At 70.4% G+C, this 22,881-nt stretch carries 22 protein-coding genes; 9 read left to right on the top strand and 13 right to left on the bottom strand.

The window, feature by feature from the left end:
- The first annotated feature begins 56 nt into the window (after nucleotides 1-56).
- A complete protein-coding gene (locus MTR79_RS28985; protein WP_244792335.1) occupies nucleotides 57-599 on the top strand; it encodes a GNAT family protein in 543 nt (180 codons plus the stop codon).
- 48 nt (nucleotides 600-647) lie between these two features.
- On the opposite strand, the gene MTR79_RS28980 is transcribed toward MTR79_RS28985, so the two are convergent.
- Nucleotides 648-851 carry a DUF397 domain-containing protein gene (locus tag MTR79_RS28980; RefSeq protein WP_244792333.1) on the bottom strand — a complete coding sequence of 68 codons (204 nt, stop codon included), beginning with the start codon at nucleotides 849-851 and terminating at the stop codon, nucleotides 648-650.
- Nucleotides 848-1,696 (bottom strand): helix-turn-helix transcriptional regulator, encoded by an 849-nt coding sequence (locus tag MTR79_RS28975; protein ID WP_244792331.1) that lies wholly within the window; start codon nucleotides 1,694-1,696, stop codon nucleotides 848-850. Before MTR79_RS28975 ends, MTR79_RS28980 begins: the two co-directional genes overlap by 4 nt.
- Nucleotides 1,697-1,942: 246 nt before the next feature.
- Here MTR79_RS28975 and MTR79_RS28970 point away from each other — a divergent pair, with 246 nt between their 5' ends.
- On the top strand, nucleotides 1,943-2,572 hold the full coding sequence (locus tag MTR79_RS28970) for an ATP-binding protein (RefSeq protein WP_244792329.1): 630 nt from the start codon (nucleotides 1,943-1,945) through the stop codon (nucleotides 2,570-2,572).
- A 24-nt stretch (nucleotides 2,573-2,596) separates the two neighbouring features.
- Here MTR79_RS28970 and MTR79_RS28965 read toward each other — a convergent pair whose 3' ends face one another.
- The 7 genes from MTR79_RS28965 to MTR79_RS28930 form a co-directional block, all read right to left on the bottom strand.
- Entirely contained in the window at nucleotides 2,597-3,949 is a 1,353-nt protein-coding gene (locus MTR79_RS28965; protein ID WP_244792327.1) for a DNA cytosine methyltransferase, read from the bottom strand.
- A gap of 9 nt (nucleotides 3,950-3,958) precedes the next feature.
- Nucleotides 3,959-5,779 carry a DUF6339 family protein gene (locus MTR79_RS33725; protein ID WP_348538738.1) on the bottom strand — a complete coding sequence of 607 codons (1,821 nt, stop codon included), beginning with the start codon at nucleotides 5,777-5,779 and terminating at the stop codon, nucleotides 3,959-3,961.
- 2 nt (nucleotides 5,780-5,781) lie between these two features.
- Nucleotides 5,782-6,675 carry a hypothetical protein gene (locus MTR79_RS28950; protein WP_244792325.1) on the bottom strand — a complete coding sequence of 298 codons (894 nt, stop codon included), beginning with the start codon at nucleotides 6,673-6,675 and terminating at the stop codon, nucleotides 5,782-5,784.
- Complete coding sequence (locus MTR79_RS28945) at nucleotides 6,672-8,624, bottom strand: hypothetical protein (protein ID WP_244792323.1); 1,953 nt, start codon at nucleotides 8,622-8,624, stop codon at nucleotides 6,672-6,674. The genes MTR79_RS28950 and MTR79_RS28945 overlap by 4 nt, the downstream gene beginning before the upstream one ends.
- On the bottom strand, nucleotides 8,624-9,649 hold the full coding sequence (locus MTR79_RS28940; protein ID WP_244792321.1) for a PD-(D/E)XK motif protein: 1,026 nt from the start codon (nucleotides 9,647-9,649) through the stop codon (nucleotides 8,624-8,626). The genes MTR79_RS28945 and MTR79_RS28940 overlap by 1 nt, the downstream gene beginning before the upstream one ends.
- A complete protein-coding gene (locus tag MTR79_RS28935) occupies nucleotides 9,646-12,174 on the bottom strand; it encodes a Z1 domain-containing protein (RefSeq protein WP_244792319.1) in 2,529 nt (842 codons plus the stop codon). The genes MTR79_RS28940 and MTR79_RS28935 overlap by 4 nt, the downstream gene beginning before the upstream one ends.
- A gap of 222 nt (nucleotides 12,175-12,396) precedes the next feature.
- Nucleotides 12,397-12,789 carry a very short patch repair endonuclease gene (locus MTR79_RS28930; RefSeq protein WP_244792317.1) on the bottom strand — a complete coding sequence of 131 codons (393 nt, stop codon included), beginning with the start codon at nucleotides 12,787-12,789 and terminating at the stop codon, nucleotides 12,397-12,399.
- 129 nt (nucleotides 12,790-12,918) lie between these two features.
- Here MTR79_RS28930 and MTR79_RS28925 point away from each other — a divergent pair, with 129 nt between their 5' ends.
- Complete coding sequence (locus tag MTR79_RS28925) at nucleotides 12,919-13,284, top strand: DUF1801 domain-containing protein (protein ID WP_086701545.1); 366 nt, start codon at nucleotides 12,919-12,921, stop codon at nucleotides 13,282-13,284.
- Between the two features lie 242 nt (nucleotides 13,285-13,526).
- Nucleotides 13,527-14,360 (top strand): alpha/beta hydrolase, encoded by an 834-nt coding sequence (locus MTR79_RS28920; RefSeq protein ID WP_244792315.1) that lies wholly within the window; start codon nucleotides 13,527-13,529, stop codon nucleotides 14,358-14,360.
- Nucleotides 14,361-14,456: 96 nt separating this feature from the next.
- Here the strand turns inward: MTR79_RS28920 and MTR79_RS28915 are convergent, their stop codons facing one another.
- A complete protein-coding gene (locus MTR79_RS28915) occupies nucleotides 14,457-15,482 on the bottom strand; it encodes an SEC-C metal-binding domain-containing protein (RefSeq protein ID WP_244792313.1) in 1,026 nt (341 codons plus the stop codon).
- Nucleotides 15,483-15,600: 118 nt separating this feature from the next.
- A complete protein-coding gene (locus MTR79_RS28910; RefSeq protein WP_244792311.1) occupies nucleotides 15,601-17,001 on the bottom strand; it encodes an MFS transporter in 1,401 nt (466 codons plus the stop codon).
- 146 nt (nucleotides 17,002-17,147) lie between these two features.
- Here MTR79_RS28910 and MTR79_RS28905 point away from each other — a divergent pair, with 146 nt between their 5' ends.
- From MTR79_RS28905 to MTR79_RS28885, 5 genes are all read left to right on the top strand, one after another.
- Complete coding sequence (locus MTR79_RS28905) at nucleotides 17,148-17,675, top strand: helix-turn-helix domain-containing protein (RefSeq protein WP_181383144.1); 528 nt, start codon at nucleotides 17,148-17,150, stop codon at nucleotides 17,673-17,675.
- A gap of 89 nt (nucleotides 17,676-17,764) precedes the next feature.
- Entirely contained in the window at nucleotides 17,765-18,124 is a 360-nt protein-coding gene (locus MTR79_RS28900) for a DUF6412 domain-containing protein (RefSeq protein ID WP_244792308.1), read from the top strand.
- 138 nt (nucleotides 18,125-18,262) lie between these two features.
- Nucleotides 18,263-18,997 (top strand): YidC/Oxa1 family membrane protein insertase, encoded by a 735-nt coding sequence (locus MTR79_RS28895; RefSeq protein WP_244792306.1) that lies wholly within the window; start codon nucleotides 18,263-18,265, stop codon nucleotides 18,995-18,997.
- A gap of 146 nt (nucleotides 18,998-19,143) precedes the next feature.
- Nucleotides 19,144-20,001, top strand: coding sequence for a fumarylacetoacetate hydrolase family protein (locus MTR79_RS28890; RefSeq protein WP_175447314.1), 858 nt, complete (start codon nucleotides 19,144-19,146; stop codon nucleotides 19,999-20,001).
- Between the two features lie 157 nt (nucleotides 20,002-20,158).
- Complete coding sequence (locus MTR79_RS28885) at nucleotides 20,159-21,241, top strand: hypothetical protein (protein WP_244792304.1); 1,083 nt, start codon at nucleotides 20,159-20,161, stop codon at nucleotides 21,239-21,241.
- Between the two features lie 6 nt (nucleotides 21,242-21,247).
- Here MTR79_RS28885 and MTR79_RS28880 read toward each other — a convergent pair whose 3' ends face one another.
- Together MTR79_RS28880 and MTR79_RS28875 are read right to left on the bottom strand one after the other, a co-directional pair.
- Nucleotides 21,248-21,736, bottom strand: a complete 489-nt coding sequence (locus tag MTR79_RS28880) for a heme-degrading domain-containing protein (protein ID WP_086705407.1) — start codon at nucleotides 21,734-21,736, stop codon at nucleotides 21,248-21,250.
- The gene (locus tag MTR79_RS28875) at nucleotides 21,733-22,809 is read right to left on the bottom strand and encodes a Gfo/Idh/MocA family oxidoreductase (protein ID WP_086705406.1); all 1,077 of its coding nucleotides are present in this window, start codon (nucleotides 22,807-22,809) and stop codon (nucleotides 21,733-21,735) included. Before MTR79_RS28875 ends, MTR79_RS28880 begins: the two co-directional genes overlap by 4 nt.
- Nucleotides 22,810-22,881: the final 72 nt, after the last annotated feature.

Below are 22,881 nucleotides of genomic sequence, written 5' to 3'. Positions count from 1 at the left end.
CGCCTTAATCGTTAATCGTTTGCCGCCGGTCGGCGCGCGGAGATAGGAACGGCGGCATGCTGAAGGGAACCAGGGTCGGCCTTCGGGCGCGGCACGAGGACGACATACCGGTCCTGCGGGCCGAGCTCTACAACGACGTGGTCAACGCCGCGCGCGCCGAGGGCCGTCCCTGGCGGCCGGTCACGGCGAACGACCCGCAACTCGCCTTCGACAACCAACCGGAGAACCTGGCGTCCTTCTCCGTGGTGGAGCTCGAGGGCGACACCCTCATCGGCACGGCGAACCTGTGGGGCATCGACACCCACAACCGCAACGCCCACATCGGCATCGGCCTGCTCCCCGCCGCCCGCGGCAAGGGCTACGGCACGGACGTCGTCGCGGCCCTCTGCTACTACGGCTTCGCCGTGCGCGGCCTGCAACGCCTCCAGATCGAAACCCTCGCGGACAACGAGAGCATGATCCGCGCGGCGGAACGCAACGGCTTCGTACGGGAGGGGGTGCTGCGCTCGTCGGCGTGGGTGCTGGGGGAGTTCATGGACGAGGTGGTGCTGGGGTTGCTGGCGGGGGAGTGGGAGGGGGAGGGGGGTGCAGGGGGGTAGGCACTCCCCTGCTTCCGAACGCCGGCGCCTTCCGGAGAAGCGTCGTGTTCACCCCCTCTTGAGCGCCCGGAGGAACGCGACCCAGGCGGGGTTCGCCACGGTGACCACGGGCCCGTCGACCGTCTTGGTGTCCCTCACATGAGCGCGTGTCGAGGTGATCGCGCACTCCACACACTCACCGCCCGCACCATTGCTGTACGAGGACGTGTGCCAGGCGAGTGCGCGGTCGGTCGGCTGCGCTGCGGTGGTCACTTCGAGTACTCCTTCACGACGGACTGGACGAGCCGGGCGGACCGCTGCGGACTGAGGGCCGCCGCACGCAGGCCGTCGAACGCCCGCGTGTACTCACGGACATGATGCTCGCCCTCCAGGTAGACCGCGTCCGTGATGCCGTCCCGGTACACCAGGTCCGGGTCCTCCGGGGCAGGGAAGCCGAGCATGGTGAAGGAGCCTGTCGCGGGATACGTGCCCGAGTCGAAGGGGAGAATCTGGAGGGTCACGCTCGGCAGGTCGGCCGCCTCCAGGACCTTTTCGAGTTGGTCCCGCATGACCTCCCGGTCCCCGATGACGTTGCGCACGGCCCCCTCGTTCACGACGAACCAGGCCTCGGGCGCGTCGGGACGCGTCAGCATGTCCTGCCGTTCGAGTCGTACTCGCACGGCCCGGTCGATGTCCTCGGCCGACATGTGGGCGCCGGTCGTGTGGAGTTCGCGGGCGTACGCCTCGGTCTGCATCAGGCCCGGCAGCACTTCGCACTGGTACTGGCGGAGCATGGAGGCGTCCTGCTCCAGACCGATGTAGATGTTGAACCACTCGGGCACGCCCGCCCCGTGCACCTGCCACCACCCGCGCGTCTTCGCCTCGCGCGCCAGGGACTTGAGGAACTCGCGCAGCTCGTCGCTCGTGTCGTAGAAGCGGCACAGCGCGTCGACGTCCGAGGGTTGGACCCGCCCGCTGCCCGTCTCCATGCGGTTGACCTTGGAACCGCTCCAGTCCAGCGCCTGGCCGACCTGGGCGCAGGTCAGTGCGCTCTTCTCCCGGAGCTTCTTCAGCTCGATCGACAGACGCCGACGGCGTGCCGTCGGTGAACCGGCCATGACGTTCCCCTCGAACCCTGCGGTGCGTAGCGAGAGTTCAGTCTGCTGCCAAGAGCGCCGCGTGCCAATCACACGGAAGTGGGAATCCCGCCGTGCACATTGCACGGCGGGATGGGATCCGCCCATTCTGGAGTCACGGAGCGACGGAGAGTGATCGACGGTCACCCTCCGGCACAGTCGCGTACACACGTGATGGGAGAAGACGTCGTAATCCATGGACACCGGGTGAGGCGAAGGTCGTGGGACGTGGCCTTCACCGCGCACCCCGAGGAGGTCGCGCGCTTGCGCCGCGCCGTGGGGATCCATCTGACGGCATGGGGTCTCGACGACCAGGTCGACACGGTGCAGCTCTGCGTCAGTGAGCTCGTCTCCAACATCGTCACGCACGTCGGCGCCGGCACTCCGGCCTCGCTCGCGCTGTCGACGGACGGTGAGCGACTGCGCGTCGAGGTGTACGACCCGGACTCACGGGCGTTGCCCACCCTTGTGGACGCCGAGGCCGACGCGGAGGGCGGACGGGGGATGGCGCTCGTGGCCGCGCTGGCCGACCGCTGGGGCGTGCAGGTGTACGACGACCACAAGGTGACGTGGTGCGAGTTCGCGGTGGGGGCCTCAACGGCATCGGCCGCGCCGGACGGGGAGCCGTCGGTGGAACGCGCCGATGCCCTGCTGGGCGTCTACGCGACCTTGAAGCCGCCGGCGTGCTCGTACGACCGCGAGTCCGGGAGGGTGCGGCGGCGGGTCGAGGAGGAGTCCGTGATCGACATGGTCACGGACCTCCTGCACCGGCTCCGCGCCCACGGCGGTGACGTTGACCGTGTGCTGGACTGCGCGCAGAGTCGCCTCGAAGGCGCGGGTCTTCCTTTGTCGCCCTGAACGCGGACGCCCCGGCGCGGTCGGTCAGCCGCGCAAGAATGCGTAGATGGCGGACGCTATCGCCTTGCCGAGTGGAATCGGCACCGCGTTCCCGATCTGCGTGGCGATTTCCGTCTTCGTGCCACACCAGCGGAAGTCGACCGGGAAACCTTGGATGCGCGCGGCTTCGAAGTGGGTGATGGGGCGATTCAACTCCGGGTGCAGGTAGCGCCCCTTCTCCGGCTTGTAGAACTCGGTTCTGATGGTGACGGAGGGCTCACCGCGGCGGAGGCGTCCCATGACGTCTCCGGTGCCGGAGTTGTGGCTGTCCCAGCTATTCGTGGACAGGTACTGAGGATCTTCGTACGCGGCGGCTTCATCCTCCGTGAGGATGAGGATTTCCCCGGAGTCGTCCTGCACGAAGTACTTGCCCCGGAGATCCTTCCGGTTTCCTCGCGGTGGAATGGCCTTGTACCGGGCCCGGGAGAGCAGCGCTGGATTCCGGCCGAAGTGCAGATCCTCCGTCGTGAAGATTCCGGGCTTCTCGGTGTTGATCTCCGGAACGACTTCCATGCCCTCGGGCAGTTCCGTGCCACGCAGCTCACGACGGGCGGACTCGGCGAAGACCTCGTCCACGGTGTTCCAGAAGGTGACCGAGGTCTCGATGCCGTCCAGCAGTGAGGCGGTGGCGTCGGCCACAGAGCGCTTCGGTCGCCGGACGTGAGTCGGCTCCGGGTAGGCCATGGTCCGTCCGACGCCCGCATCCTTGTGGACACCGATGACGATGGCCCTGCGTCGCGCCTGACGTGCCCCGTAGTCAGCGGAATTCAGCAGATACCGCTTCGCGCTGGTCTCGGCGTCGTCGGTCGGCTGGTGTCCGAGAGGGTCCACGAGGCGGTAGTCGGCCAGCTTGCCCTTGGGCCCGACCTCCCGGAGCAGGCTCCTGAACTCGTCCGACCTGACGAAGCGGTCGACGTTCTCGATGACGAAGACCTGAGGACGCACCTTGGCGACGATGCGTACGTATTCCTCCCACAGGCGATTACGCTCGCTGCCCTTCTTCGCGCGGTTCAGGGCCGAGAAACCCTGACACGGCGGCCCTCCGACCACGACCTCCGCTCCGAGAGCCTCAGGAGTGGGATCCCACTCTTCGATGTCCCCGACGTGCACGTGAGCCGGCGGGAGCTGGTCATCGGGGCGGAGCTTGCCGAAGTTCACCGCGTACGTGGCCGCAGCGGCCTTGTTGTGCTCCACCGCGGCGACGCTGTGGAAGACGGGGCCGACGTCGCCGGCGTGCGTGGGGCGGAACTCGTGGAAGCCCTGCGTGAAACCCCCGCAGCCGCTGAAAAGATCAACGACGGTGATGGGCTCGGGGGTGTCCGGACGGGGCGTGCGCATGGATGGATCCTAGCTGCGGAGAGCTTTCGCGATGCTGCGGCCCACAGCAGTCGCGAGGGGCGGGGGCATGGCGTGGCCGATCTGGCGGTAGCGGGAGGTCTTGCCGCCGACGAATGTCCACTGGGTGGGGAAGGACTGGATGAGGGCAGCCTGTTCCACGGTCAATTTGGGCATCTCCTCCGGAGAGAAGTCGGCGCCGGGCGGCTCGTCGCCCAGGCTGTTGCCGTTCACTCCGAGCGTCGCCCAGGCCTTCTTGCTGCCCGTGGGACCGAGGTCGGCCCCACCGCGCCGGTCGGAGCCGCCGACGAGCGCAGGGGCGATCCGGTCGGCGTTCCTGGCCCACGTCTCGGCGCCCGACCAGCCCCGGGACGCCATCGAGGGCCCAAGGACCTGACCCACGCTGGGAGCCTGGGACCCGCTCGGCTCGGGCCATGAGAAGGCACCGAACCAGGGCTCCCGCATTGCGACGAGGAAACCGCTTCTCCGATTTTGAGGTACCCCGAAGTCGGACGCGTTCAGCACCTTCCAACTGCACCGCAGACCGATCTGGGCCAGTGTGGTCTCGATCCAGTACCGGTCCGACTCGAATTCCTGTCCTTCGACGAGTTCAGGCACGTTCTCGAAAAGGACGGCGCGCGGTCCGATTCGCCAGGCGAGATCGATCGCCACGCGCAGAACCCGGCGTTCCTCGGCGTCCTCGGGGCGGGAGAGGGTCGCCACCGACTTCACGCGGGGCAGTCCGCCGCTGAGGAGATCGACGTTCATCACGTCGGGGCGCTCGTCCGGCTGGAACTCCGCCAGATCGATGCAGATGGTCTGCCACTGGGGGCGGTTCCGGATGAGGGTGGAACAGGCGTCGGACTTGCTGTCGATCAGTGCGACCGGGTCGAAGTCGGCGGCCTCCAGTCCCAGGGCCTGGCCCCCGGCCCCGGCGCAGATTTCGACCGACGTGAAGCGTCGGTCGACCGGCTCCGCCGCGAGCCCGGGCTGCGGGGCGGCCTCGACGACGGTGGACGTCTTCGCCTCGCCGATCTGCTTCTCGGGAGTCGAGGGTGCGGGCGTCGGGGCCGTTGACGGAGTGGCACGTTGGGCGTCAACCGCTTCCCGGGCCACGGCACGCAACTCGTCGTCGAGAGCCCGTTCTCCGATGCCGTCGAACAGGACGAAGGGCGCGAGGCGGAGCAGGCGCTTCAGGAAGTCACGTAGCGTCTCGCGTTCGTTGAGCCCGTTCAGATCCAACTCGTCCCAGACGCGCAGGACGGCTCGCACCAGGTGAGGGCTCCCGCCCAACGCCGCACGACGGGCGTAGATCTGGTCGAACGCGGCCTCGCCCAGGATCCGCAGGGCGTGGTACGGCTCCTCCTCCTCGGGAGAACGCACCAACTGGGCCCGCCACCAGAGCCGACCGAAGACGTGACGCGTCAGGTCCGTGCCGAGCACCCGGTCCTTGGGCGGTTGCGGGTATCGCCAGAAGGCCACGTCCGGCATGAGGACCAGGGCGAGGAACGCCCACACGTCCCGGGCGGCGGCCTCGGCCGGCACCATACCCGCCTCGGAGTGCAGGAACGCGGCCAACTTGAGGTCGAACTCGGCGTTGCGGGCACGGTCGGAGTCGTCGGGGAAGCCTGCCCGTCGCGCGAGGTCGAGAACGCCCTCCCGTAGTTCCTTCAGACGGGACTCGGTAACCCGGTCCCCTCCCGTGGCCACGTAAACGGCCGTTTCGTGCGTCACGTCGACGCGGGCGGCCAGTTCGGTGACTGTCAGCTCGCGGTACTCGTGGAACAGCGGCTTCGCCTGGTCCGCAAGCAGCCGAGGATAAAGGAAGCCCATGTCTACACCTTGAAGATCTTCACTGCCGCCTGCAGGTCGGAGGCGAACAGGGCGGGGGACTGCTGTCGGCGCAGTCGGATGTCGGTGATCGACTGTCCTGGGAAGAGCTGCTCCACGAGGTTCAGGAGGGTGGCGCCCAGCGATCCCTCGGCGAAGTCGGTGTCCTCGATGAAGTCGTCCTGGTTGAGCGCGTGCTCGACCATGGTGCGTGCCGCGTCCGCGTAGACGGCGGACAGCACGATCCGGTCCACGGGGCCGGGTTTCGACGCCTTCTGGAAAGCACTGGCCGTGGCGCTGTTGCGCTCGTTGACGAGAAGCAACAGGGAACCCATGGTCGCGCTGTCGAGGCCGCCGCTGATCTGCAGGTGCCAGGCGGCGTCGTCGGGGAACGACGTCCGCGCGAAGTCGATGACGGCCATGGGGAACTGCGGCGCGTCACCCTGGAGTCGCAGGGTCTGCCGGTCGCTCCACAGCACCGATCCCGCCCTGCGAGGGGTGGAGGGGCGGGCGTCGGTCCTGCGTTCGGCGAGTAGCAGAGCCGTGTCCAGGAGGAGGAGACCCCCTAGGTCGGCGCCCCGCAGCCGGAAGTCGAACTCGGCGACGCCGGTGGCGTTCGCGGGCATCGGGATCTGCTCGGCCGGACCGCTCAGGTTCGAACCGGTCGCCGTCCAGACCGCCGACAGCACGAGCGGTGCGTCGTCGGGCAGTCCCGACTGCCGCCGTGCGCGTTCCAGATCGACGCGAACGGTGCGGCGCAGGGACAGATCCAGTTGGTAGTCCCAGTCCGGCATGGCCTCCGGCAACGGCACCTCGCCGTCCTCGACGACGAGTCGCCAGGACTCGGCCGAGACGACGTCCTCCGTCGGGACGCGGTAGGGAAGGACACGGCGGCTCACGGCTCCTTCACCGCCTCCACCTTGATGCCGATCTCGGTCATGGTGTCGGGGGCGGGACGGACAAGCGCGCGCCACAAGGCGTCGCTCCCCTCCACGACACAGGGATCGCCGTCGTACAGGCGCCCCGACTCGTCCTGCCAGCCGATGAGCACGGGCATGGTCGCCCCGAGGGGCGGGTCGGTCTCGCGTCCACCTGTTCCCGGCAACGTGACCGCCAGGTCACTCCGTACGCGCTGCGGACCGGCCACCGGCAGGCGGAAATCCTGCACCAGCAGGGTGTTCTCCCCGTGGTCCTCGTAGTAGGGCTCACCGACGTACTGCACCCGGGGGCGCCGGCGGGGCGTGGAGTCGCCCGCGCCGTGCGGCGCACCGGCGTCGCCACCGTTCCCGCCGCCGACGGTCGACCCTCCGGAGGCCTTGCTCTTCTTCGTGGTCCGCCGCCCGCGTCCGTCGGTGTCGTCGTCGACGTCTGCCGACCGGGTCACGGTGCTGCCGGGCTTGGAGTAGTCGGTGGCTCCACCGATGCCCCATGCTCCGCCTACGAGGCCGGAGAAGTACGAGCTGGCGGCTCCCAGGGCCACGCTGCTGGCGCCCTGGCCGGCATTCCCGTTGAGGGACAGCAACCCGTTCAGCGCCTCACCGATGCGGGTGAACGTGGTGTGGACGTACGTACTTTCCGGTCGCTCCAACGACTGGGAGTTCCAGGCGTCATGCGTGGGCGGTTCGGCCTTGGCGTAGACCTCGTCCATGGACTCGTCGGCCCGGAAGACACCCGCGTATCCCTGGTGGATGCTGGGCGGCTTGGGCCCCGGACGATAGGTGACGACGAGCTCCGCGGGGCGCATCAGACACACGTGGTGAACGATGTCCTCGATGCCGAGGAGCTCCTTGGCACGCGAGCGTTCGAGCGCCGGCATGATGCGCTTGTCCAGGCCGAGTCGCCCCAGGTGCTTCTTCGGGTTTCGACAGGCGAGGTCACGACCCTGTTCGCCCTTCATCACCTCGTACGCCTTGACGAACATGTGCAGCGGAGGCGTGCTGCGGGGGTCCGGCACCTCGTACGGGACGCCGTCGCACGTGACGGAGAACCGCATGGCGGGAGGCTTGCCGTCCGTCGAGATCATCTTGGGCCAGAGGTGCCAGGCGATCGTCTCGGCCAGGTACTCGGCCGCGTTCGTCGGCTGCTCGAACTCGTCGAGATTCGGGTCGATCACGACCACGGTCGTCCCGGTCTCCTGCGGCCCGAACGGCCGCAGACCCAACCGCTGGGCGACGGCGTCGGCCGCCGTCCCCACGAGGGGCTCCACCACGTCACCTGAGGTGTCGCCCCACCAGTGGCGGCCCGTGTAACGACGGTCCCCTGCGTGTTCGGTGGCCACGTAGCTCTTCCAGAGCGTGCACCCGATGAGACGGGTCTCGTAACCCCCGTCGGAGGTGCGGCAGCGGGAGTGCACCAGCACGGAGCCGGACCTGGAGAGCAGGTAGAAGATGCCCTTGCCGAAGCCGTACGTGCCACCGCCCAGGGCCCTGTCCCGGGGCTCGCCGATGTTGCGGATGAACGACACGAAGTCCCGGTCCGCACCGACCGCGTCGTTGGCGCGCGTCGGGCCTCCCAGGCCACGGGTTCCGCGGTCGGAGACGGCGAGCACGCGGATGACGGGATGCCTCAGCGTGGTGCGCAGCGGGAAGTGGTCGGGGTTCGTGGGGGCTCCGGCCGGGAGGAGCGTCCGCCACGCTCCGGCATGCGCGGGGTCGACCGTCCACATGTCGATGCCGTAGTCGACCGGTGCCGAGGAGTCGGGCAGGCGGGCGTCCCAACTGTTCTGCGCCGACTCCCGGACAAGGATGGTCAACAGGTCGAGTTCCGGACGACCCAGCTGGTTACGGATGCCCTCGGCGGCGCTGGCCCCCTCGGGCGGGTAGGGCTGGGAGTACCACGAGACTTCCATCAGTCGGACTCCTGAGTGATGCGCTCGACGGCACGCGACACCTCGTCGGGTGTCAGCGTGCCGGGGACCTCTCCCGTGAGGTCGATGGTGTACTCGACGTCCACGACGGAGACCGGCAGGCCGGCCGCGGTGAGCGCGCCGCCGGTCAGTCCGGGGAATCCAGGGAGGACGCGGAACCACGTCTCCTCCCCGACGGCGAAACGGACGTCCCGGTAGCGGTCGGCCTCGAAGTGGCGGTAGCCGACCTCGGACAGCAGACCGAGCAGGGTGCTCTCGTCGTCGCAGTGCCGCAGCGTGCGCTCGACCAGTTCCACGAAGCCGGTACCGCCCCCCGACGCTGCCATCCGGTGCAGTGCGACCCACACCAGGTGAAGACTGCCGTCCTGCGGAGGCTCCAACTGGTCCAGTCCGTGTATTCGGGGCCTGCGACCGGCGGGTTCCACCGCCGTCTTGACCTCGACGGCATCGAGACCCGTCGAGAAGTCGTGACGGTGACCCTTCGGGCCGAACCATATGCGATGGGCGCCCGGATCGCGTTCCAACAGCCGCTCGAGGACCAGGAGTTCGCCGAACAGGCCCGCGAGCTGCTCGGGCCCCAGAGCGGGGCCCTGAGTCTGGAACAACGCCTTCCAACGGTCGAGGACGCGATACAGCCCCTTGACGGGGTGGTCGGGCGCCTCGCCCACCGTGGACAGCACATCGGCACACAGCTTGGTGAACAGGTCCTCGAAGTCGTCCCGGAGACAGGCCAGGTCCGCGTACGTCTGGTAGGTCTCCTCGTCCTCCAACGGGCGCTTGTGGAGGCGCAGCACCGGGCCGTCGAGACCGGAGCGAACCTTGGTGCGGCTGTTCACCGGTACCAGGAGATGGTGGTGGCCCTCGTGGTCGACGGCCGCCGCAATCGGCCCTTCGCCCGTGGTCACCGGGAGGTGGGACACACGGAGGCGGTGCTCGCCCGTGGTGGGCTTCGCCTCCAGTGCCGTCCAGTGCTCCTCGACGAGCTTGCTCCATGCGGGCTCGCTCACGCCTCCTCGCTCTCCAGGAGGCTGAGGTCCTCGTCCTCGATGCTGACGCCGGAGAGGTCGGCCGAGATGTACTTCTCCACGGTGCTGTCCCCGCCGAAGACTTTGGGGAAGACGAGACCGACACCGATGACGTGTTCCTCGGCGTTCAGAGGGCGACGCGTCGGCTTGGGAGGGTTGGGCGCGGACGTCTTGTCGATGGGGTACAGGATGAGGAGACCGGTGTCCGGAAGCTGCGCCTCCCGCAGCTTCATGATTTCCTCCTCCTTCAACTTCGACACGTCGCCCGTCAGGTCGACCCCGGCGTCACGACGGCTCATCAGGGTCTTGATGTCGGCGTGCTCGGGACCCAACGTGTCGGCCAGGCGGGCTCGGACACCCCGCCCGACAGCCACGTTCGGCGCGAACTCGAAGGGCTCACCCTTGGGGTTGCCGACGACGGCCACGTTCCAACGGCGCAGCGAACCGGCCGCGGAGATGCGCTTGCGGATGTACGCGGTCATGAGTTCGCCGTCGTTCTCGGGCGACTTCTCGTGAAACTTGTACTCCGCCAGGAAGTCGGTCACCACGTCGAAGGGCACGTCACGGAACACGTAGCGCCCATCGGCCGACCGGTCCTCCACCCGCACGGCGTTCGCGATCGAAGCCCCGACCAGCTTGCGGGCGGCGTCGATGTTGCCGCGCAGCCAGTCGGCATCGGTGCGGAAGTAGTGGGTCTGCACGCGCCGGCCACCGTAGGAGGACGCGGCCGTGACCGCCGAGCGCATCTTGGCGGCCGCCGTGACGCGCAGCGACGGGTGGGTGCGCAGCCGGACCGCGAAGGTCAAGGGGGTCTCGGACTCCGTCATGTAGACGTCGATGTCCCGCCGCATCTCGGTCTCGACCGTCGCCAGGTGGCGGAACCACTCGGCCAGTTCGTCGGTCATCCAGATCCTGGGCAGGTCGGCGTAGCCGTTGCGGAACCCGAACCAGCGCCCCATCTGCAGGAGCGTGTCGTAGGCGGAGACCGCCCGCACGAAGTAGCTGACGGACAGGCCCTCCAGCGTCAGACCACGCGACAGGGTGTTGCCGCCCACGGCGATCGCGACCACCGGGCCGTTCTCGTAATCCAGGCGGTCCTCGCTGCTGGAGTTGTCCATGATGACCCGGCAGCTGCCGAGCACGCCGGGCAGCTCGGGCAGCAGCGAGTCGAACGGCACCTTGGTCTCGCCGAACTCCTCGGCGGGGACGCGAGCGGTCTCCTCGTCCCACAGCGCGCGCAGCCGCCTCAGCACGTCGGCGTCGGCGAGCGACTCGGCCCTCCTCCGTCTGAGGTGCTCCAACGGCCGCTTGAAGCTGTTGTGCACTGCCGTGTTGACGCTCGTGTGGATGAGCATCGTGCTGTGCGGGTTGCCGGTGCCACGGACCCTGCGGGCGGCGGTGACCAACCAGAAGTAGTCGATGGCCCGCTCGAGGGTGTCCGTGATCACGGGCTCGAAGCCTTCGACGTCGGCCTTCGTCTCGGGGCGGACGCACGGCACGTCGTCCTGCGGCACCGAGCGGATCATGTCGTGGCCGTCGTCGACGTCGTCCTTGTCCTCGCCGTCCAGCGCGTACCGGCCGAACAGCACCTCGGTGCCGAAGTGCCCCTTGGGCTTGGGCAGGTTGACGACGAAGTCGCGGGGATACAGGTCCTCGGCGGCGGGATCGATCAACAGGTTGGCGAACGGCGAGGCCGTGTAACCGACGTAGGCGGAGCGCGGCAGGCTGCCCATGATGCTGAGGATCAGCGGGTTGATGGACTTGGTCGCCACCGTCGCCTGGTCGGCCTCGTCGTCGATGATCAGCGCCGGACAGTCCTCCAGGTAGTCGGACGCCTTGGCCAGCCACTGCGAGAGCTTGCGCAGCACCGTCGCGTTCTTCTTCACCACGCACAGGACGCGGGTCTTGTTGCTCTTGCCGAAGTAGCTCGCGGGGTTCTCGTGCGGTGTGAAGTCCTTGTCCAGACCAGTGAGCTGCGACCACATCGAGGGGTTGGGGTCAATGAGTTGTTGCACCAGTCGGGCCTGCGTCTGGCGGCGGAGCCCGTTGTGGATGCCGGCCAGCACGATGAAGAGCTTGTAACCACGGTCGGCCGCTTTTGCCATGACCGAGGTGAAGTTCGTGGTCTTGCCGGACTGCACGTACCCGACCACCAGGCCGCGCGTGGAAAAGGCCTTTTCCTTCGGGTGGTTGAGCAAGGAGACGATCCGGGTGGACGAGTCGTCGAGATCCTGGATGGCGGGCTTCTCCGGCCAGCCGTCCTTGCGGAGCAGGTTCACGATCGCGGGCCAGCACTTGTCCTTGGCCTGGGGGCCCGTGTACCAGGTGTCCCGGTTGCCCAGGACCACTGCGTGGGGCTCCTCGAGCTCCTTGATGCGGATCGTGCGTTCCTCGTGGCGCCGGCGGATCTCCTCGACGACGTGTTGTTCCACGCCGAGCAGTTCCAGCCGCTTCACGGCCTCCGAAGGGGGAAACGTTTCCAGCAGCGCCTGGAACGTCTCGTACATACCATCGAAATCGTCGGTCATATGATCGACCGCCCCCCGCTCTCGTTCATCGTCCGCCTGTTGGGCAGGCATGGTGCGACCCAGATCAACGCCCCCGCATTCACATCGCCTATACATTATTGGTGTAGGTCGTTGCTGAGTAAATCGATCTCGCAAACCCCCAGGTCCGGATGTGGACCCTTAACGGATGAACGGGGTGCAACGTGGTCAACCTGCCTGCGCTCAGGATTGGTCGTCGGTCTCTCGCCGTGGTTTCACCACGGCGGTGATTCGGGAGGCCACGTCGTCGACGGGTTCGTGCTCCCAGAAGCGGAGGACGGTCCACCCTTCGTGGGCCAGGTGCTTGGTCGTCTCGGCGTCGCGGGTCATGTTCTTGTCGAGCTTGGTGCGCCACCACTCGGCGTTGGACTTGGGGCTGGTCGCATGCTGCGGGCAGCCGTGCCAGAAGCAGCCGTCGAGGAACACGGCGACCTTGGCCTTGGGAAAGGCGATGTCGATCGTGCGGCGGGGCATTCCGGGTACGGGCACGTTCACCCGGTACCGCAGGCCTCCGGCGTGCAGGATTCGTCGAACCGCCACCTCGGGAGCCGTGTCGCGACGGTTCTGGCGACTCATGCGCGCGGAGACGCTGGGCGAGGACGGGACGACACCGGACACACCTGCATTCTGCCGGCGTCGAAGGGTGGACGGAGGTCCAGGTGATCGGGCAGGGGCACGCCCCGGCCCGGCATAAGCTCCCCCCCCATGGTGCAAAGCCCCGCGCCCCACGTCGACGCCTACCTCGCCGAGCTGCCCGACGACCGCAAGGTCGTCCTGACGCGGCTGCGGGAGCTGTGCCGGACCGAGCTCAAGGGTTTCACGGAGGTCATGGCCCACGGGATGCCCGCCTATGAGCGCGACGGCGTCGCCGAAATCGCCTTCGCGAGTCAGAAGCGGTACATCTCCTTCTATCTGCTCCGTGGCGATGTCCGCGACGCCTTCGCCGAGCGGCTGGCCGGCCAGGACATGGGCAAGGGCTGTCTCCGCTTCCGTAAGCCTGAGCGCGTCGACCTCGACCTGGTCCGCGACCTGCTCCGGGCCACCGCGACCGCCTCCGGCCCGGTCTGCTAGCGGCCGACCGCGCGCCGGCGACTCCGCACGTCGCCCCCCCCACGCCGACTCCGCATGCCGGGCACCCCCCCACGCCGACGACCCCGCACGCCCCAACACACCCGCACGCCAACACTCCCTCCCCTCGCACCCGTACCCCATCAGGATAAGTTGTGCGCAATCTAGTTGCACACAACTAAACGGTGCGCTATCTTCTTCATCAGTGCTCACCGCACACCAGACCTCACAGAGGGGCAGTCACCATGCCGTTCATCACCGTCGGCCAGGAGAACAGCACCGACATCGAGCTGTACTACGAGGACCACGGCAGCGGGCAGCCGGTCGTGCTGATCCACGGGTACCCGCTCGACGGTCACTCCTGGGAGAAGCAGACCGCCGCCCTGCTCGCCGCCGGCTACCGGGTCATCACCTATGACCGGCGCGGGTTCGGGCAGTCCAGCCAGCCCACCACCGGCTACGACTACGACACCTTCGCCGCCGACCTGAACACCGTCATGGAGACCCTGGACCTGCGCGACGCGGTTCTCGTCGGGTTCTCCATGGGCACCGGCGAGGTCGGCCGCTACCTCGGGACGTACGGGTCGGAGCGCGTCGCGAAGGCCGCCTTCCTCGCCTCGCTCGAGCCGTACCTGCTCAAGACGGACGACAACCCGACGGGCGTCGACGGATCCGTCTTCGAGGGCATCGAGAAGGCCGTCACCGCGGACCGGTACGCCTACTTCACCGCGTTCTACCAGGACTTCTACAACCTGGACGAGAACCTCGGCACCCGCATCAGCGAAGAGGCCCTGCGCAACAGCTGGAACGTGGCCGCCGGGTCCTCCGCGTACGCCTCCATCGCCGCCGTCGCCACCTGGACCACCGACTTCCGCGGCGACCTGGCGAAGATCGACGTCCCGGCGCTGATCCTGCACGGCACCGCCGACCGGATCCTGCCCATCGAGGCCACCGGCGAGCCCTTCCACCGGGCCCTGCCCCAGGCCGAGTACGTCGTGATCGAGGGCGCCCCGCACGGCCTGCTGTGGACCCACGCGCAGGAGGTCACCGACGCCCTCCTCGCCTTCCTCGCCAAGTGAGCCGGTACCGACACGGGAGCCGGTAGCGACACCGGCAACAGCAAGCGCGCCCGGCCGCCGGACGAACCGGTGACCGGGCGCACCCCTACGCGCGCGTCAGCGCGAAGACGTCTGTACCCCGTGGCACTCCCCGTACGGCTCCCCCGACCCGCACCAGCACGCCTCCACCCGCTCCGGCGGCCACGCCACCGCACGCCCCCGCGCCGCCAGCGTCGTCGCGTACTGGGGGAGGAGCGACGCGTCCGAGGGGGACGTCAACTCCGAGGCCGCGAACGCCTCGTACGACGGGACCGTGCCCCGCACGATGCCCAGGTTCGGCGTGCCGGAGGCGGCCAGTTCGCGCAGGGCCGCCTCTATCGTCGCCAGGTGGGCCTCGTAGGACGGGTACTCCTCCGCGAGGTCCGGGTACGCCTCCGTCAGCTCCGCCAGTTCGTCGGCCGGCCAGTGCAGCACCGCCACAGGGAACGGGCGGGACAGCGCCTCCCGGTACGCGCCCAGCTCCGCGCGCAGCCGCAGGATCTCCGCCTCCAGCTCCTCCGGGTTCTCCGAGCCCAGCGACCACACGCGCTTCGGGTCGTGCAGCTCGTCCAGGCCGATGGGGTGCCTGTGCACGGAGTCGGCGAGCGAGTCCCACTCGTCGTGCGCCGCGCCCAGCATCCTGCGCACCCGGTGGCGGCCGAGGAGCAGCGGGTGCGTGGCGCGCGGCGGCTCGCTCACACCCGTCAGCAGCAGGCGCACCGCCTCGGTGAACGTCTCGTGCGCCTGCTCCAGCTCGTCGTGCGCCTCCAGCGCCTCCGCGACGATCACCCAGGGGGCCGGGTCGCGCGGGGACGCCGTGCGGATGCCGTCGATGATCGCGCGGGCCTCCGCCTCGTGGCCGTACTCCCACAGGTTGGAGGCCTTCAGGGCGCGGACCAGGTGCGGGTTGTCCAGGTCCGCGCCCGAGGTCAGCAGGCGGTCGTAGTGAGCCGTCGCGGCCGGGCGCTCGCCGGCCAGCTCCCGGTGCGCGGCGGCCCGCAGCAGCAGGGCCTCGGCGTCCTCGGGGTAGCGGTCGGCGGTCCGCTCGAGACGGGCGGCCTCGTTGATGTGGTCGACGTTTTCGGCAGGCGTGTCGGGGCGCATGGGGGACACCGTACTGCCGACAGGTGACAGAAGTGAGGGCCGCAGGGCCCTCCGGCGCCGGTCCACGGCCGACCCCCCGACGGTTCGCCGCGGTCCCACGACCGTTCCCGCCCCGGTCCTACGACCGTTCCCGCAGCGCGAGCACCGCCACCGCCGCGACCAGCGCCAGCACCGCGGACACCACCATCGCGATGTCCGTGCCGCGGGCCGGGCCGCCGCTCGACGACGTCGCCACGGCGATGGTGAGGGAGACGCCGGCGCACGAGCCGATGTACCGCAGGGTCTGCTGCGCGCCGGAGCCCATCGCGGCCCGCGCGGCCGGGACCGACTCCACCGCGAGCAGCGGCAGCGCCGCGTTGAGCAGGCCGCTGCCGACGCCGGCGATCAGCATGCCGGGGACGAACCGCGTCGTGGAGCCCGCGTCCAGCGCGCCCAGCATGGTGATCACGCCGACCGCGTGCAGGGCGAACGCGATGGCCAGTTGGACGCGCGTCGGGACGCGGCCGGCCAGGCGGCGGGCCTGCAGCGCGACGACGAAGGCGAGGCCCGCCCACAGCAGCGTCAGCAGGGCCGTGTCCATCGCGGACATCCCCAGTACCCGCTGGAGCACCGCCGGCAGGAAGCTGAACAGTCCGATCACCGACAGTCCCGTGAACAGGCCGCCGACGGAGGAGGCGAGGAAACCGCGGTGGCGGAGCAGGGACAGGTCGATCATCGGGGTCGCCGTGCGCCGCTCCACCAGCGCGAACCCCGCGAGGAGGACGACGGCCGCGCCCAGCAGCAGCCACACCGGCGCCCGCAGCCAGCCGTCCCGGCCCAGCGTGAGGGCCGCCACCAGCGAGACCAGCGCCAGTCCGAACGTCGCGGCCCCGGCGAAGTCGGGCCGGCCGCCGCGCGGGGACCGCGACTCGGTGAGCGCGCGGGTGCCGAGCAGGGCGATCACCAAGGCGGCGGCGCCCAGGACGCCGTAGACCGCGCGCCAGTGGGGTATCCCGGCAGCGAGCAGCGGACCCACCGCGATGCCCCCGGTGACGAACGCGCCCCACACGCCCGTCGCCCGCAGCCGTCCGGCGGCCGTCGGGAAGGCGTGCACGATCAGGCCGAGACTGCTGGCCAGCAGGGCGGCGCTGGCCGCGCCCTGGGCGATCCGGGCCAGCGTGAACAGCCAGGTGCCGGTGGCGAGGGCCCCGAGGGCCGTGGTGACGCCGAGCGCCAGGGTGCCCAGGACGAAGATCCGGCGGCGGCCGTAGTCGTCGGCGAGGCTGCCGGCCACCAGGAGCAGCGCGGCGAGCCCGAGCGGGGTGCCGTTGAGCAGCCACGCCTGCGCGGACAGCGGGGTGTGCAGGGCGGCCGCGGTGGCGGGCAGCGTGACGATCGGGGTGGTGTACGTCATCAGCGCCACGGCCGTGGCGGCACTGGTCAGGGCCAGGGTGGCGCCGGGGCGCGGAGGTGACTCGGGGTCGGCGGCGCGCGCGGTGGCGGCCTGCGCCTGTGCGGCGGTGGCGGGGCTGGCGGTCATGTCGTCGGGTTCCTCTGCGGGATCGGGGAGTGAGGGGCGCGGGAGAGGATAAGTTCGTTGAATGAACCTACCTGGGCCCGACCACGGTAGCACCCTTAGGTTCGTCCATTGAACCAACAAACGGAAAAGTGGTTACAGTGGACGGCATGGCACTGGGCAAGGACTACGCGACGCAGGAGTGCTCCATCGCGAGCGCCCTGGAGGTCATCGGCGAACGCTGGACGCTGCTCGTCATCCGCGACGCGTTCTACGGCGTGCGCCGCTACAACGACTTCCTCGTCCACCTCGGCATCCCGCGCGCGGTCCTCGCCTCCCGCCTCCAGGCGCTCACCGCCCAGGGCATCCTGGAGAAGCGCCGCTACCAGGAGTCCCCGCCCCGCGACGAGTACGTCCTCACCGACCGCGGCATCGCCCTGTGGCCCACCCTGCGCGCCCTCGGACTGTGGGGCCGCGAGCACCTCACCGGGCGGCAGCTGCGGATCTTCCGGCACGCCGCCTGCGGCACCGAACTCGGCCCGTACAGCGACTGCCCCACGTGTGGAACCGTCGTGGCCGTCCCGGACGTCGAAGTGGTGCCGGGACCGGACCTCGGCCGGGACCCGGCCGACCCGGTCAGCCGTGCGCTGCTCAAGCCGAAGCGGCTGCTGCAGCCCGTGGAGGTCGACCCCGCCTGACGGACGGCTCACGCCGAGCTGACAGAGGGGCCTGGCACAATGCGGTGCACGCGACGCACCACGAGACGGAGAGAGGGGGGACACGGCCCGTGTCAGGGTTCACCACGCGGCACACGCCCGACGGGCGGCCGGTCACGCGCTCCGCGCGCGCCCTCCTCGCCCTGCTCTTCCCGCTGCTCCAGATCGCCCTGCTGCTGACCCCGGCCCCCGACGGCGGCCTCTCCCTGGTCCACGTCACGCTCGCCGCGACCGCCGCGGCCGGCGCCGCCCTCACCGCCTGCGCCGTGATCGCCGCCCGCAGCGCGCCCGCCGTACCGCCCACGCGGGTCCGCACGGCCCTGCGCGACCGTGACCGGCGTACGGCCTTCCTCCCTCAGCGGGATCCCGACGCCAAGGGGCGCACCCGCCCCCGGGCGCCCGGTCACGTCCTCCCGGCGACCGCCGCGTAGGGCACCTCCGCAGGACGTTCTCCCCACGTTCCCTCCGCACGCCCCGCGCGCGGGTCGTCATGCCGACCGTCCCGTCCCGTCCCGGCCGTCCGCCGCGCCGGGACCCCCGGCACGACGAGACCCCCGGAGGGCTCACCCATGTCCGTCTTCGCCAGCCTGGTCGAGCAGCTCGCCGACCTGCTCCGCCCCCTGTTCGGCCTGTCCGCCGCGGCCGCCGCGATCATCGCGTTCACGGCCCTCGTACGCCTTCTCGTCCACCCGCTCTCCCGGGCCGCCGCGCGCGGGCAGAAGGCGCGGGCCGCGCTCCAGCCGCGCATCGCCGAACTGCGCCGCAAGCACGGCAAGAACCCGGAGAAGCTCCAGAAGGCCGTGATGGAGCTGCACGCCGAGGAAAAGGTGTCCCCGCTGTCCGGCTGCCTGCCCAGCCTGCTCCAGCTCCCCGCGTTCTTCCTGCTCTACCACCTCTTCTCCAGCGGCTCGATCGGCGGCGAGCCCAACGCGCTGCTCACCCACCAGCTGCTCGACGCGCCCCTCGGCGGCCGGTGGGCGGACGCCCTCGCCGACGGCGGCGCGTTCGGCGGGGCCGGTGTGGTGTACCTCGGTCTCTTCGCGGTCGTCGCGGTCGTGGCGTACTTCAGCTACCGGCTCTCCCGCCGGATGACCGAGGCGTCGGCGGCGACGGCGGGCACGCCTGGAGCGGGCGCGGACCCGCAGGTGCCGGGTGCCGCCGCCATGGGCGGGGTCATGAAGGTCATGCCGTTCATGTCGTTCTTCACCCTGGTCACGGTCGCCGTCGTGCCTCTCGCCGCCGCGCTCTACATGGTCACCTCCACGACGTGGAGCGTGATCGAGCGGTCCGTGCTGTACCGGTGAGCCGGGGCGGGCGCGGTCCAGTACGTGAACCGGGTCTTGCGGAGTGGAGGGACCGGCCTGGAGGATCGGCCGGTCCTCCGACGGCCGCGCCCGCCGCACCGGTCGTCCCCGTCGGGCGGACGCACGCGAGCGAGGGAGACACGGCCATGAAGCTGCTGCGCGTCGGTACGGCGGGACGGGAACGGCCCGCGCTGCTCGACCCCGAAGGGACCCTGCGGGACCTGTCCGGACTCGTCGCGGACATCGACGGGACGCTCCTCGCCGACGAGGACGCCCTCGGCCGGATCAGGGGCGCGGCCGCCGCCGGGGACCTGCCCGCGCTGGACGCGACGGGGCTGCGCACCGGGCCGCCGCTCGCGCGGATCGGCAAGATCGTGTGCATCGGGCTGAACTACCACGACCACGCCCGCGAGACCGGCGCCGAGCCGCCCGCCGAGCCCGTGGTCTTCTTCAAGGCCCCGGACACCGTCGTCGGCCCCGACGACACGGTGCTGATCCCACGCGGGTCGGTGAAGACCGACTGGGAGGTCGAACTCGCCGTCGTGATCGGGCGGACCGCGCGGTACCTGGAGTCGGCGGAGGAAGGACTCGCGCACGTCGCCGGGTACGCCGTCGCCCACGACGTCTCCGAGCGGGAGTTCCAGATCGAACGCGGCGGCACCTGGGACAAGGGCAAGAACTGCGAGACGTTCAACCCGCTCGGCCCCTGGCTGGTCACCGCCGACGAGGTGCCCGACCCGCAGAACCTGTCGCTGCGGCTGTGGGTCAACGGCGAGCTGAAGCAGGACGGCACGACGGCAGAGCAGATCTTCCCCGTCGGTGAGGTCGTGCGCTACGTCAGCCGGTTCATGACCCTGTACCCGGGCGATGTCATCAACACCGGCACCCCGGCAGGCGTGGCGATGGGCCACCCCGAACCGAAGCCGTACCTGAGGGCCGGGGACGTGGTCGAGCTGGAGGTCACGGGGCTCGGACGGCAACGGCAGGTGCTGGCGCAGGCCTAGCCACGCGGGAGCGCGGGCGTCTCCGCGCTCCCCGCGGGGCCGCCGTACGCGCCCTTCCCCGGCGGGCCCCGCCCCGCCACACTGGGTCCGCCCCACGCCGGTCACGCCCGCTCCGGGGCGGGACGGGGTGGGGCGCGAACCGGGGGGAGTGAGCGGTGTGACGGTGGCCGGGGATCCGTCCGAGGACGAGGTGCGGGCGGAGTTGGACGCGTATCTGGCTCGCCGCCGGGGGAGATGGGGCGCCCGGACGTCCGCGTACTTCCACCTCGACCGGCTGCACCTGCTCGACGCCTCGGTCGTCCGGCGCGTCGAGAAGCGCACCGAGACGACCCGTGACGAGCCCGGCGACCCCGGCCTCGCCGAACGGCCGGTCTACGACGTGCTGGACGAGTACGAGGTCGACCCGCGGGACGTGCGGCGCGGCGAGCCGCTCGACCTGGTCAAACGGGACACGGTGAGCAAGCGTGCCTGCGCCTGCGGGAACGGCCTCCGGCAGTGTCCCGCCTGCGCCGGGATGACGTACCGTCCGTGCGAGCCCGCCCGTCCCTGCCCCGTGTGCGCGGGGGTCTCCCCCTGCACGCAGTACCTCGGCCACGGTGCCAAGCCCGGCCGTACGGCCCGCCCGCCCAAGGCGCGGCGGCCGGCGCGCCCCGAGGAACGGGTGAAGTGCGCGGCCTGCGGCGCACCCGACAGCGCGTGCGGCGCCTGCCAGGGCTGGGGGAAGGTCAGATGCCAGACGTGCCAGGGGCGGGGGCGCGTGCCGTGCACGACGTGCACCTCCAAGGGGACCGTCAGGTGCGAGACGTGCGGTGGCCGCGGTGAGCTGACCTCTTGGACCGCCGGACGGATCACCTGGACCTCGGAGACCGAGAAGGTGCCGTGGCCGCACCGTCCGCCGAAGCGTGTGACGTCACACCTGCACGCCGGGCTGTGGCACGACAACCAGCTCGGCCCCGGGGACCCGCTCCCCGACGACCTCTCCCTCCCGCACCGCTCGCTCGTCGAGCAGCACCTGGACACCGTGAAGGGGGAGCAGGACCGCACCGTCGTCATCAGACGGCTCACCGTCGTCAGGGCGAGACCCAAGGGCAGCGGGAACAGGGAGTACTACATCTTCAAGAACGTGTCCGGCGGCCTCACGGTGCGGCCGGCCATGTCGGACGAGGGCCGCCGGAACACCGCAGCGGTGCTGGCGGCGGCCGCGGCCCTCGTCGTCCTCGTGCTGCTCCTCGTCAGGTGACCCGGGCTAGGCCCGCGACAAGAAGTGCTCCAGCGCCTCCACCACCAGCCGGTGGTCCTGGAGCTGGGGCAGGCCCGACACCGTCACCGCGCCGACGACGCCCACGCCCTCGACCGTGATGGGGAAGGAGCCGCCGTGCGCCGCGTACGTGTCCGGGTCGAGGCGGGACGACTCCTCGAACGTCGTGCCCTTCGCCCGGAACCGCGCGCCCACCAGGTAGGACGCGGAGCCGTACCGCTCCACCACCCGGCGCTTGCGGGCGATCCACGCGTCGTTGTCGGGCGTGGAGCCCGGCAGCGCCGCGTGGAACAGCTGCTGGCCCGCGCGGTGGATGTCGATCGCGACCGGCGCCTGCCGCTCACGCGCCAGCTCCACCAGCAGACTGCCCAGCGCCCACGCGTCGTCGTGGGTGAACCGGCCGAGGACCAGGCGGCGTTCCTGCGCCTCCAGTTCCTCCACGGTCGGGGTGAGCTCCGGCTTCGGGGTGGTGGTCACAGGGTCACCGTCACCTTCTCGGCGGCCGAACGGCGCGCAGCCTCAAGGACGTCGAGGGCCGCGGCGGCCTCCTGCGCGGTCACCGGGTTGGGGCCGTGGGCGTGCAGTGCCCGCGCCACGGCCGCGTAGTAGGCGGGGTAGTCGCCCGGCAGGGTGGGGACAGGGCTGCCGCCACCGGTCACCGGGGACTCCCCGGCGCCGAGACGACCCCACAGCTCCTCGGGCTCGGCACCCCACTCGGCACCGGACGCGCCCGGGCGGGAGCCGTCGCGCAGGGCGGCCTCCTGCGGATCCAGGCCGTGCTTGACGTAACCGGCCTTCGAGCCGAGGACGCGGAAGCGCGGGCCGAGCTGCGCGGTGGTCGCCGAGACGTACAGGTGGGAGCGGACCCCGCTCTCGTGGGTGAGCGCGATGAAGGTGTCGTCGTCGGTCAGCGCGCCCTCGCGGCGGACGTCCGCCTCGGCGTACACCGACGTCACCGGGCCGAACAGGACCAGCGCCTGGTCGACGACATGGCTGCCGAGGTCGTACAGCAGGCCGCCGATCTCCGCCGGGTCGCCCGACTCCCGCCAGCCGCCCTTGAGCTGCGGGCGCCAGCGCTCGAAGCGCGACTCGAACCGGTACACCTCGCCCAGCTCGCCGTCGGCGATCAGCCGTCGCAGGGTGAGGAAGTCGTTGTCCCAGCGGCGGTTCTGGAACACCGACAGCAGCAGGCCGCGCTCCTCGGCCAGCTCGGCCAGCGCCCGGGCCTGAGCCGCCGTGCCCGCGACGGGCTTGTCCACGACGACCGGCAGACCGGCCTCCAGCGCGGCGGTGGCGAGCGGGACGTGCGTCTTGTTCGGCGACGCGACGACGATCAGGTCCAGTTCGTCCGCGCGCGCCCACAGCTCGTCCGCCGAGGCGGCGACCCGTACGTCCGGGTGCTCGGCGCGTGCCTGCGCCTGCCGTTCGGGGTTCGAGGTGACGACGGTGTCGAGCGTGAGGCCCTGGGTCGCGGCGATCAACGGGGCGTGGAACACGGAACCCGCGAGGCCGTAGCCGACGAGGCCGACGCGGAGGGGAGTGCCAGTCATGCGTCCTACTTTCGCAACGCTGTTGCCAAAGTGCAAGAGCGGGACACAATGGGCGGGTGAACAGGACGTACG

The organism is Streptomyces sp. BJ20 (genome assembly GCF_022869105.1).
GTDB classification, from domain to species: Bacteria; Actinomycetota; Actinomycetes; order Streptomycetales; family Streptomycetaceae; genus Streptomyces; species Streptomyces griseoincarnatus.
Note: the sequence above shows the minus strand (reverse complement) of the source record. Positions and strands in the feature narration are given on the sequence as shown.